Origin of the sequence: Cupriavidus taiwanensis LMG 19424 (assembly GCF_000069785.1) — a bacterium.
Classification (GTDB): Bacteria; Pseudomonadota; Gammaproteobacteria; order Burkholderiales; family Burkholderiaceae; genus Cupriavidus; species Cupriavidus taiwanensis.
In genome coordinates this window covers 3,310,269-3,322,353 of sequence record NC_010528.1, presented here as the reverse complement: position 1 = coordinate 3,322,353, position 12,085 = coordinate 3,310,269, and the positions used below count along the sequence as shown (strand labels likewise).

Sequence of the window (12,085 nt, the reverse complement as noted above, 5' to 3'; positions counted from 1 at the left end):
GCCGAAGGACTGGGCCGCGTGTCGGATAACCGCGGCGGCCGGAGCGGTTTCATTGGCCGGCGCGGATCTGCAGCAGGTAGCCGAAGCCGCGCACGGTGACGATCTCGACGTCGCTGTCCTCGAGCTTCTTGCGCACGCGGTGCACGTAGACCTCGATCGCGGTGTCGCCGACGGTATCGCCGCCCTCGCCGGCGGGGTGGGCAAAGGTGGCCAGGTGGTCCTGCAGCTGGGCCTTGCTGACCACGCGGCCCTGGCGCTGCAGCAGCAGCTCCAGCACCGCGAACTCGCGCGGCGACAGCTCCAGCGGGCGGGCATCGATGAACATGCGGCGGTCGTTGCCGGACAGCCGCAGCCGGCCCAGGCGCACATCGCGCTCGGGTGCGGCCTCGCCATGCTGGCTGCGGCGCAGCAGCACGCGCACGCGGGCTTCCAGCTCGGGCAGCGCGAAGGGTTTGATCAGGTAGTCGTCGGCGCCGGCGTTCAGGCCGGAGAGCTTGTCTTCCAGCTCGTCGCGCGCGGTCAGGATGATGACGGGGGTGGTGCGGTTGCGGGCGCGGTAGCGTGCCAGCAGGGTCATGCCGTCGATGCCGGGCAGGCCCAGGTCGAGGATGACCAGGTCGTGCTGCTCGCGCAGCAGGTGTTCGGTGGCATAGACGCCGTCGTGGACGACGCGCACCTGGTGGCCGGCGCGGGACAGGCCGGCTTCGACGCCGCTGGCAATCTGGCGGTCGTCCTCGATCAGCAGGATACGCATGGCGGCAGCTCGGGAAGGACGTTGGGCATGGCAGGCAGGCAGACGGGGCAAGGGCCCCACGGCGCACATGGCGGTGCGGGCCTGCCGCAGATTGTACTAGGCACCGCCCCGCGCTTCCTTACGGTTAGCCTACAGCCGCCGCCTTCGCTCGCCGGCTCAGTTCGTCACCGCGTCGGCGGCGCGCTCGATGAAGTGGGCCAGGTCGATGTCGCGCTGGGTCAGGCCGTTGGCATCGTGCGTGGACAGCGTGATGTCGACCCGGTTGTAGACGTTGAACCATTCCGGGTGGTGGTCGGCCTTCTCGGCCTGGATCGCCACGCGCGTCATGAAGCCGAAGGCGGCGTTGAAATCATGGAAGGTAAAGCGCTTGAAGATCGCATCGCGGTCCGGGACGGTGGTCCAGCCGGGCAGGTCGGCGAGGAGCGTGGCACGGGCTTGCGGGGAAAGAGGGGTCATGGGGGGCTCGATCTGGTCGTAACGAAAACGAAGGCCGCAAATCAATGCGGACAGCCGGCCCGCCCGCGCCTTGGCGGCGGGCATGCCGGCATTGTTTCACAAAGCGGGAAGCGGAGCAGGACGCCCCGGGTTTGCAGGCGGTGGCCGGATCAGATGTCTTCGGTATCGGCCCAGCCTTCGCGGGTGCCGACATTGAGCACCTGGTCGCCGGGCGCCACGTCGCCGGCGCCCAGCGTCGGCTGCGCGCGCAGTTCTTCGTACAGCGGCGCAAAGTCCGGGCGGGTGGCGTCGAACAGCTGCTCGAAGCTGTCGATCACGAAGTAGGTCTTCTGGAACGTGTCGATGCGGTAGCGCGTGCGCATGATGCGGCGCACATCGAAGCCGATCCGGTTGGGGCTGGCCGAGTCCAGGCTGTAGATCGATTCCCCCTGGCTCGAGACGATGCCGGCGCCGTAGATGCGCAGTCCCTGCTCCGTGCGGATCAGGCCAAACTCGACCGTGTACCAGTACAGGCGCGACAGCATGTCGAGCGCGCCCAGGCCGGCCGCCTTCAGGCCGCCCTTGCCGTAGGCCTCCATGTAGTCGGCAAAGACCGGGTTGATCAGCAGCGGCACATGGCCGAACACGTCGTGGAAGCAGTCGGGCTCCTGCAGGTAGTCGAGCTGCTCGGGCTTGCGCATCCACCAGCTGGCCGGGAAGCGGCGGTTGGCCAGGTGCTCGAAGAAGACCTCGTCCGGCACCAGCCCGGGCACGGCCACGACCTGCCACCCGGTGGCTCGCATCAGGGTCTCGTTGAGCTGGTCGAAGTCCGGCACGCGGTCTTTTTCCATGCCCAGCGTGGCCAGCCCCTGCAGGAACTCGTCGCTGACGCGGCCGCGCAGCATCTCGGCCTGGCGTTCGTATAGCTTGCGCCAGATGGCGTGGTCGATGCTGGTGTAGCGGTGCACCGGCTGCGCGATGGTGAAGTCCGGGCGCAGTTCCTGGCCGGACAGCAGGCCGGCGTCGAACTGTTCCTTGAGTTTGTCGGTCAGGGTGCCCTGGAAGGCGCCGGGGGCTTCGGTGGCCATGGCGATGGACATGTTGTTTGTGTCTCCTGGAATGCGCGCTGGCTGCGTCGGCGCCAGCATGGATGCGGATTTACTGCGTAGTTTAGGCGCCGGAGGCCGCAAACTGTCCGCATAGTCCGCTCGATTTCGATAGATCATGCATATAATGCGCATTCCTGGATTGAGATATGCGGGATTTGTGTATGGCAGCCCATAGTGTTTCCCTCGATGCGTATGACCTCGCCCTGCTGAGCGCGCTGCAGGCCGACGGCCGCGCCACCCACCAGCAGCTGGCCGAACGCGTGCACCTGTCACCCAGCCAGGTCGGCCGCCGGCTGGCGCGGCTCGAGGCCGACGGGGTCATCACCGGGTACCGCGTCAGCCTGTCGTCACAGGCGCTGGGGCTGGGCGTGGTCGTCTTCGTCAGCGTCAAGCTGGCGCATCACGGCGATACCATCATCGAGCGCTTCCGCGAAGAGATCCTGCTGCTGGAAGAGGTGCAGGAGTGCTACTCCGTCGCCGGCGAGGCCGACTACCTGATCCGTGTGGTGGTGCCGGACCTGCCCACGCTGGCCGAATTCACCATGAAACGGCTGATGCGCGTGCCCGGCGTGGAAAGCGTGCGCTCGAACATCGTGCTGACGGCAATCAAGTGCGAGGGGCCGCTGCCGCTGTCGCACCTGCGCTGAAATCGTTCCTGTAGCGCTTTGGGGGCATGCGCCGGCCTTGCACTCCTGTGGCGTGCGTGTCACCCTCGCCGGGTGCCGCAAACGTGGCGGGAACGGAGGATGGCAGGATGAAGGGGATCGTCGCCCGAGCCCATCGGGGCCTTGGCAGTTCACGACAGCAATCGCACCTGGCGCGGGTCTGTGCGGCAGCGGCCCTGGCGGGCGCGCTCGCCAGCCTGCCCGGCGGCGCGCTGGCCGCGCAGGTGAGCCGTTTCTCCCCGGAAGGCACGGTGGGCCAGGTGCGCCAGGTGGCGATCCGCTTTGACGAAGCCATGGTGCCGATGGGCGATGTCCAGGCCGCCGCACCCGCGGCGGTTTCCTGCACCGGCGCCAGCACCAGTGGCCAGGCCCGCTGGATCGACGCCAGAAACTGGGTCTACGACTTTGCCAGCGACCTGCCGCCCGGCGTGCGCTGCACCGTGCGCATGCGCGCCGGCCTGCGCAGCGAGGCCGGCACCGCCTATGCGGGCAAGGCGGAATACCGCTTCGAGACCGGCGGCCCGACCGTGGTCTCGAGCCGGCCTTCCGGCGGCGAGATCGAGGAAGACCAGGTCTTCGCACTGCGTTTCAACGGCGCCACCACCGCGGCCTCGGTGCGCGAGCACGCCTGGTGCCAGGCGCAGGGGCTCGGCGAGCGCATCCCGGTGCGGCTGCTGGCCGGCAAGGAACGCGAGGCCGTGCTCGAGGCGATCCGCTGGGACCGCCTCGCCAAACCGATGCCCGACGCGGTGCACCTGCTTGCCTGCCAGCAGCGCCTGCCGGCCGCGGCGCGCGTGCAGCTGGTGCTGGGCGCGGGCATTGCCACGCCGTCCGGTGTCGCCACGCGAGAGGAACGCCGCTTCGACTACACCGTGCGCGAGCCGTTTACCGCCAGCTTCAGCTGCGAACGCGAACACGCGCAGTCGCCTTGCACGCCGCTGCGGCCGATGACGGTGACGTTCTCCGCGCCGGTGCCGCGCAAGCTGGCCGAAAGCGTGGTGCTGAAAACGCCGTCGGGCCCGCGCGCGCCGCAGTTCGACCCCGACCTGGCGCCCGACGCCAGCGTCAGCGCGCTCACCTTTGCCGCGCCGTTCGCCGAGAAGGCGCAATTCACCATCGAGGTACCGCGCAAGCTGCAGGACGATAGCGGCCGCCCGCTGGCCAATGCGGACCTGTTCCCGCTCAAGGTGGCCACGGCCGCGATGCCGCCGCTGGCCAAGTTTGCCGCGGCGCCGTTCGGCGTGGTCGAGCGCTTCGGCGAGCTGCCGCGCGGCAAGTCGGCGCAAGACTATCCGCCGCTGCTGCCGGTGACGCTGCGCAATGTCGAAGCCGACCTGTCCGTGCGCGGCGTGCAGGCCCGGGCCGGCACGGTGATGAAGCTGCGCGTCGACGACGATGCCGCCGTGATGCAGTGGCTCGGTCTGGTGCGCCGCCTGCACGAGGCCAGCTATACGCGCGGCGAACTCGACGCCGTGCTGGCGGGCCGCTCGCCGTACCGCGTCAGCAATCCGCGCAACGCGGTGTCGATCGAGACCCGCTCGGTGTCGCTGCTCGAGCGCGCGCCGGGCGTGCAGAAACTGGCGGTGCCCAAGCCTTCGGGCGATGCGCCGCGGCCGTTCGAGGTGGTCGGCATCCCGTTGCCGGAACCCGGCTTCCATGTGGTGGAGATCGCCTCGCCGATGCTGGGCGAGGCGCTGCTGGGCAAGCGCGCGCCGATGTACGTGCGCACCGCGGCGCTGGTCACCAACCTTGGCGTGCATTTCAAGCTGGGCCGCGGCAGCGGCAACGAAGACGACGGCAGCCGCAGCGGGCTGGCCTGGGTTACCGCGCTGGACGACGGCAAGCCGGTCAGCGACGCCGCGGTGGCGGTGCGCGACTGCAGCGGGCGCCTGCTGGGCGAAGGCCGTACCGATGCCAGCGGCGTGGCGCGTTTTGCCAGGCTCGCCGCGGCGCCGGAGAGCGCGTGCGACCAGAACGGGCTGTCGGGCTATTTCGTCTCCGCCCGCATCGCCGCCACGCACCCGCAGGCACGTGGCAAGGCCGACATGGCCTTCGTGATGTCGGACTGGAACCGCGGCATCGAGAGCTGGCGCTTCAATGTGCCGACCGACACCAGCGCGACGCCCACCGTGCGCGCCCACACCATCTTCGACCGTACCCTGCTGCGCGCCGGCGAAACCGTGTCGATGAAGCACCTGATCCGCGCCGAGACCGCGCAGGGCTTTGCCTTGCCGCCGGCGAGCCGTCCGCTGCCCACGCGCGTAACGATCCGCCATGAGGGCAGCGGCCAGAGCTACGAGCTGCCGCTGCAATGGCGCCAGACCGCGACCGGCGGGCGCAGCGCGGAAAGCACCTTCCAGGTGCCCGCGGCGGCCAGGCTCGGGGTCTATACCGTCGAGCTGGAAACGCAGAAGGGCGACGGCGCAAAGGATGAGGGCGGCGTGCGCAGCTACACCAGCGGCAGCTTCCGCGTCGAGGCGTTCCGCCTGCCGGTGCTGGCCGGCACGCTGCAGGTGGCGGGCAAGGCCGGACCGGTGGTGGCCCCGGCCGAACTGCCGGTCGGCGTCGAGATCCACTATCTTTCCGGCGGCGGCGCCGCCGGGCTGCCGGTGCGCGTGTCGGCGCTGCTGCGCGACAAGTACGTCAGCTTCCCCGGCTACGACGGCTTCTCCTTCACTCCCCCGCGCGCGCAGCGCGAAAGCGGCGGCGACGAGGAGATGGACGAGGATCAGCAGGGCGGCGCCAGCGACGATCGCCAGAAGCTGGTCGCCGACAAGCTGCCGCTGACGCTGGACAAGAATGGCAATGGCAGCGTGACGCTGACCAAGCTGCCCAAGACCGAGGCGCCGCGCGACCTGGTGCTCGAGGCCGGCTTTGCCGATCCCAATGGCGAGATCCAGACGCTGCGCCAGACCGTGCCGGTATGGCCGGCGGCGGTGGTGGCCGGCATCCGCACCGACGACTGGGTCTCGGTGAAGCAGAAGCTGGCGGTGCAGGGCGTGGTGCTGGACGTCAACGGCAAGCCGGTGGCGGACGCACCGGTCAAGATCAACGCGCGCGCACGCATCACCACCTCGGCGCGCAAGCGCGTGGTCGGCGGCTTCTACCGCTATGACAACCGCACCGAGACGCGCGACCTGGGCACCGTGTGCGAAACCCGCACCGATGCGCAGGGGCGCGCGCGCTGCGACGTGACGCTGGAGCAGGCCGGCCAGATCGAGCTGGTGGCGAACGCGCGCGACAAGGATGGCCGCACCGCGCAGGCCGCCACCACCGTGTGGGTCACGCGCCAGGGCGAGCTGTGGTTTGGCGGCGAGAACCATGACCGCATCGACCTGCTGCCGGAGAAGAAGTCCTACGCGCCGGGCGACACCGCGGTGTTCCAGGTGCGCATGCCGTTCCGCCACGCCACCGCGCTGGTGGCGGTGGAGCGCGAAGGCATCTACCAGACGCAGGTGGTGGAGCTGCACGGCAGCGATCCCACCGTGCGCGTGCAGGTGAAGCCCGAATGGGGGCCCAACGTCTACGTGTCGGTGCTGGCCCTGCGCGGGCGCCTGCACGAGGTGCCGTGGTATTCGTTCTTCACCTGGGGCTGGCGCCAGCCGGGCGAGTGGTGGCGCGCATTCCGCAGCGAGGGGCGCGAGTACGCGGCGCCGACGGCGCTGGTCGACCTGTCCAAGCCGGCGTTCCGCCTGGGACTGGCCGAGATCCGCGTCGGCAACGCCGGCCACCGGCTCGACGTCGCCGTGACCCCGGACAAGGCCAGCTACCCGGTGCGCGGCAAGGCGCGCGTGGCGATCCAGGTCAGGCTGCCGGACGGCAAGCCCGCCGCCAACGGCGAAGTGGCGCTGGCCGCGGTGGACCAGGCCCTGCTGGAGCTGATGCCCAACACCAGCTGGGACCTGCTCGACGCGATGCTGCAGCGGCGCGGCTACGGCGTGGAAACCTCGACCGCGCAGATGGAGATCATCGGGCGCCGCCACTACGGGCGCAAGGCGGTGCCGGCGGGCGGCGGCGGCGGCAAGAGCCCCACGCGCGAGCTGTTCGACACGCTGCTGCTGTGGAACCCGCGCGTGCAGCTCGACGCCGAGGGCCGGGCCAGCGTCGAGGTGCCGCTCAACGATTCGCTGACCAGCTTCCGCATCGTCGCGGTGGCGGACCAGGGCCTGGGCCGCTTCGGCACCGGCAGCGCCACCATCGCCGCCACCCAGGACCTGCAGGTGATTTCCGGCCTGCCGCCGCTGGTGCGCGAGGACGACCGCTACCGCGCCATGTTCACGCTGCGCAATACCACCAGGCGTGCGATGACAGTGCAGGCCAGCGCGCGCGGCACGCTGCTCGGCAATGAAGCCGGCCTGCCGGCGCAGACCGTGCAGATTCCCGCGGGCGAAGCGCGTGAGATCGGCTGGGACGTGACCGCGCCCGCGCTGCTGGCCTACGCGCGCACCGGCACCGTGATGTGGGAGGTGCAGGCCAGCGAGCAAGGCACGGGCGGCGCCGCCGACCGCATCAAGGTGTCGCAGCAGATCGTGCCGGCGGCCCCGGTCACGGTGCAGCAGGCCACGCTGGCGCAGGTGGCGCCGTCGCTGTCGATACCGGTCAAGGCGCCGCCGGGCGCACTGGCCGACCCGGCCGGCAAGGTGCGCGGCGGGGTGCAGGTCAACTTCCAGTCGTCGCTGGCGGGCGGCATGCCGGGCGTGCGCGAGTGGTTCCGCAACTACCCGTTCACCTGCCTGGAGCAGCGCGCCTCGAAAGCCATCGGCCTGAACGACGGCGCCGCGTGGGAGGCGCTGATGGCGCAGTTGCCGTCCTACCTCGATGCCAACGGCCTGGCGTCGTACTTCCCGCTGAACAGCGACAGCGACTACGGCAGCGAAGTGCTCACCGCCTACTTGCTGGCGGTCACGGACGAGGCCGCGCGCGCCGGGCTGGCGCTGCGCATCCCGGACGCGCAGCGGGCGCAGATGGAGCGCGGCCTGACCGACTTTGTCGAAGGCCGCATCCGCCGCGACAGCTGGTCGCCGGTGGCCGGAACCCAGTACCTGGAGGTGCGCAAGCTGTCCGCGCTCGAGGCGCTGTCGCGCACCGGCCACGCGCAGGCGCGCATGCTGGGATCGATCCAGATCCTGCCGGCGCAATGGCCGACCTCGGCGTTGCTGGACTGGGCGCTGCTGCTGACGCGCATGCAGGACATCCCGCAGCGCGAGCAGCGCCTGGCCGAGGCCCAGCAGCTGCTGCGCTCGCGCCTGACGGTGCAGGGCACGCGCCTGGCGTTCTCCACCGAGCGCAACGACAACTGGTGGTGGATGATGGCCGGCGGCGACGTCAACGCCGCGCGCCTGCTGGCGCTGGCTTCGGAACTGCCGGGCTGGAAGGAAGACGCGCCGCAACTGGCCACCGGGCTGCTGGGACGCCAGGTGCACGGCGCCTGGGGCACCACCACCGCCAATGCCTGGGGCATGCTGGCGGTGACGCGCTTTGCGCAGGCCTTCGAGAAGACGCCGGTGGCCGGCACCACGCGCGCCAGCATCAGCAACGCCGCCGACGCCGCGCGCAGCTTCGACTGGGCGCGCGCGCAGCGCAGCGATGGCGTGGCGCAGGGCAGCGTCGACCTGCCGTGGCCGGCCGGGGCCGAGGGCGGCACGCTGCAGGTGGAACAGGCCGGCGCGGGCCAGCCGTGGGCGACGGTGCGCGCCATGGCCGCGGTGCCGGTGACCGCGCCGCTGGCCGCGGGCTACCGCATCCAGCGCACCGTGACGCCGCAGGAACAGGCAGTGCCGGGCAAGTGGTCGCGCGGCGACGTGTATCGCGTCAAGCTGGAGATCGATGCGCAGGCCGACATGACCTGGGTGGTGGTCAGCGACCCGGTACCCGCAGGCGCCACCATCCTCGGCAGCGGCCTGGGCCGCGACTCGGCCATCGCCACGCGCGGCGAGCGGCGCCAGGGCGCGGCGTGGCCGGCCTATGTCGAGCGCACGCCGCAGGCGTACCGCGAGTACTTCGGCTACCTGCCTAAGGGCAAGGTCTCGGTCGAATACACGGTGCGGCTGAACAACGCCGGCGACTTCGCGCTGCCCCCCACGCGCGTCGAAGCGATGTACGCGCCGGACGTGTTTGGCGTGGCGCCCAATGCGCGGCTGGCGGTCGGGGCACGCCCATGAGCTGGCTTTCCGCGATGATGCCGGCGCGCGTGCGCGAGTGGTGGCTCGCGGGCGCGATGGCCGGCCTCATCTATGGCGCGCTGCTGGTGCAGGTGGCGCTGGATCTGCCCGATGGCGCGCCCCTGACCGGGCATATCGCCATGCAGCCGGCGTGGAAGACCGCGATGGCGCTGCTGCTGGCGCGCGCGGCTTGGTTCCATCGCGTCCCCGGCGAGCGCCGCTGGCTGGTGACGGCGCTGCTGTGCTCGGCGCTGGGCGATTTCCTGCTGGCGCTGCCGGCGCTGTCGTTTTCCTTCGTGGGCGGGCTCGGCGCCTTCCTGCTGGCGCACCTGGCCTACCTGCGCCTGCTGGTGCCGCTGGCGGGCGACACCCGCCCGCACCGGCTGATTGCCTGCGGCGCCATGCTCGGCGTGGCCGGCACCATGCTGGGCCGCTTCTGGCCCAATCTCGGCACGCTGATGGTTCCGGTGACGCTATACGTGGGCGTGCTTGCCGCCATGGTGTGCAGCGCGCTGGTGGCGCGCCTGCCCACGCCGCTGGCGGCGCTGGGCGCGCTGTGCTTCGCCGCGTCGGACATGATGATCGGCATTGCACGCTTCCTGGTGCCGTTCGAGTCGTTCCAGCTGGGCATCTGGTGGACCTACGCCGCGGCGCAGGTGCTGCTGGTGGCGGGTCTGGTATCGGGACGCGCGCGGCCATGACGCGACGCCTGGCTCTTGCTGCGATGGCGGCGGCGCTGGCCTGGGCGGCGCCGGCCGCGGCCTTGCCCACGTTCGCGCAGGTGCGGGCCGACTGGCGCAGCGCCGACGTGGTGGTGCTGGACCGCCACGGCGAGCCGGTGGGCCGTGTGCGCGACGACTTCCGCGCGCGCCGCGGCGACTGGGTGGCGCTGGCCGACACCTCGCCCGCGCTGCGCACGGCCATCGTGCTGTCGGAAGACCGGCGCTTCTATGCGCACAGCGGCGTCGACTGGCAGGGCGTGGCGGCGGCGGCCTGGGCCAACCTGTGGAACACGCGCACGCGCGGGGCGTCCACGCTGACCATGCAGCTGGCCGGCCTGCTCGATGAAGACCTGCGCCGGCCGGGCGCGGCGGGACAGGGGCGCAGCCTGACGCAGAAGCTGGGGCAGGCCGCCGGCGCCGCGGTGCTGGAGCGCAGCTGGAGCAAGGACCAGATCCTCGAGGCCTACCTGAACCTGGTGCCGTTCCGCGGCGAACTGGTGGGGCTGTCGGCGATGTCGCAGGTGCTGTTCGGCAAATACCCCGAAGGCCTCGATGCGCGCGAGTCGGCGCTGGCGGTGGCGCTGGTGCGCGCGCCCAATGCGCGTGCCGCGCAGGTGGCCAGCCGCGCCTGCGGCATCCTGCGCGAGATGCGGCTGCCGCGCGAGTGCGACGGGCTGGAAGGTTTTGCGCAGCTGGCGCTGCTGCACACCGGGCCGGTGGCACAGCGCGCCGCGGCGGCCGCGCCGTCGGCAGGCATGACGCAACTGGCGCCGCACCTGTCGCGGCACCTGGTCGGCGAGGCGCGCGCGCAACTGCCGGCCGGCGCAGCCATGCCGGCGCGCATCGCCTCGACCCTCGACGCCCGCCTGCAACGCACCGCCGTCGCCAGCCTGGACCGGCACCTGCGCGAACTGGCCGGACGCAATGTCGAAGACGGCGCGGTGGTGGTGATCGACAACGCCAGCGGCGACGTGCTCGCCTACGTGGGCTCGTCCGGCGCGCTGTCCGGCGCCGCGCAGGTCGACCACGCGGCGGCGCTGCGGCAGGCGGGATCGACGCTCAAGCCTTTCCTGTACGCGCAGGCACTGGAAGAGAAGCGGTTGACGGCGGCGTCGCTGCTCGACGACCGGCCGGTGAACCTGCCGGTGGGCGGCGGGCTCTATGTGCCGCAAAACTACGACCACCGCTATGCCGGCTGGGTCAGCCTGCGCGCGTCGCTGGCGGCATCGCTGAACGTGCCGGCGGTGCGCACGCTGGTGATGGTGACCCCGCACCGCTTCCACAAGCGGCTGGTGGCGTTGGGGCTGCCGCTGACCGAGGCAGGCGACTACTACGGCTACAGCCTGGCGCTGGGCAGCGCCGATGTGTCGTTGCTGGCGCTGACCAATGCCTACCGTGCGCTCGCCAACGGCGGCAGCTACGCGCCGCCACGGTTGCGGCAAGGCGCGCCGGCCGTCCCCGCCACGCGCGTGATGCAAGCCGGCGCAAGCTACGTGGTCGCCGATATCCTGTCCGACCGCCATGCCCGCGCCCGTACCTTCGGGCTCGACAGCCCGCTCACCACGCGCTTCTGGACCGCGGTGAAGACCGGCACCAGCAAGGACATGCGCGACAACTGGTGCATCGGCTGGTCGCAGCACTACACCGTCGGCGTGTGGGTCGGCAACGCCAGCGGCGCCAGCATGCGCGACGTGTCCGGCGTGTCGGGCGCGGCGCCGGTGTGGCACGACGTCATGGAAGCGCTGCACCGCGCGCGCCCCAGCCAGGCGCCGGCCATGCCTGCCGGCGTCGAGCGCGTGGCGCTGCGCTTCGACGACGGACTCGAGCCCGCGCGCGAAGAAGTGTTCCTGGTCGGTACCGCGGTCCGGCGCGTCAGCGTGGGCGCGCCGGCCGCGCGCGCGGGCACGCCCATGATCGCCACGCCGGCCGACGGCACGGTGTTTGCGCTGGATCCCGACATGCCGCCGGCCTCGCAGCGGGTGTGGTTCCAGGCGCAGGGCGTGGCCGGCCAGCCGGCGCGCGCGGTCAGCTGGCGCATGGACGGCAAGCCGCTCGGGCGCGGTGGCGAGGTCGCATGGCTGCCCTGGCCGGGCCGGCACCAGGTGGAGTTGCTCGATGCCGCAGGCAAGGTGGTCGACCGCATCGGCATCGAAGTGCGCGGCGCGTCGGTGCGCGCGCCCGTGGCCGCGGCCAGGCGCTGAGACCCGTGAACGGGCCCCGCAGGCCCCGGGCCCGGTGA

General features: G+C 71.4%; 7 protein-coding genes. 4 read left to right on the top strand and 3 right to left on the bottom strand.

Going from position 1 to position 12,085, the window contains the following annotated elements; genetic code table 11:
- Positions 1-49: 49 nt before the first annotated feature.
- The 3 genes from RALTA_RS15335 to phhA form a co-directional block, all read right to left on the bottom strand.
- A complete protein-coding gene (locus tag RALTA_RS15335) occupies positions 50-754 on the bottom strand; it encodes a response regulator transcription factor (RefSeq protein WP_012354320.1) in 705 nt (234 codons plus the stop codon).
- Positions 755-910: 156 nt separating this feature from the next.
- On the bottom strand, positions 911-1,210 hold the full coding sequence (locus RALTA_RS15330; RefSeq protein WP_012354319.1) for a 4a-hydroxytetrahydrobiopterin dehydratase: 300 nt from the start codon (positions 1,208-1,210) through the stop codon (positions 911-913).
- 149 nt (positions 1,211-1,359) lie between these two features.
- Positions 1,360-2,289 carry a phenylalanine 4-monooxygenase gene (phhA, locus tag RALTA_RS15325; protein ID WP_012354318.1) on the bottom strand — a complete coding sequence of 310 codons (930 nt, stop codon included), beginning with the start codon at positions 2,287-2,289 and terminating at the stop codon, positions 1,360-1,362.
- A gap of 170 nt (positions 2,290-2,459) precedes the next feature.
- Between phhA and RALTA_RS15320 the strand changes: the two genes are divergently transcribed.
- From RALTA_RS15320 to pbpC, 4 genes are all read left to right on the top strand, one after another.
- Positions 2,460-2,945, top strand: a complete 486-nt coding sequence (locus RALTA_RS15320; RefSeq protein ID WP_012354317.1) for an Lrp/AsnC family transcriptional regulator — start codon at positions 2,460-2,462, stop codon at positions 2,943-2,945.
- A 107-nt stretch (positions 2,946-3,052) separates the two neighbouring features.
- Entirely contained in the window at positions 3,053-9,124 is a 6,072-nt protein-coding gene (locus RALTA_RS15315) for an alpha-2-macroglobulin family protein (protein WP_012354316.1), read from the top strand.
- The gene (locus RALTA_RS15310) at positions 9,121-9,825 is read left to right on the top strand and encodes a lysoplasmalogenase (RefSeq protein ID WP_012354315.1); all 705 of its coding nucleotides are present in this window, start codon (positions 9,121-9,123) and stop codon (positions 9,823-9,825) included. Before RALTA_RS15315 ends, RALTA_RS15310 begins: the two co-directional genes overlap by 4 nt.
- Complete coding sequence (gene pbpC, locus RALTA_RS15305) at positions 9,822-12,047, top strand: penicillin-binding protein 1C (RefSeq protein ID WP_012354314.1); 2,226 nt, start codon at positions 9,822-9,824, stop codon at positions 12,045-12,047. Before RALTA_RS15310 ends, pbpC begins: the two co-directional genes overlap by 4 nt.
- Positions 12,048-12,085: the final 38 nt, after the last annotated feature.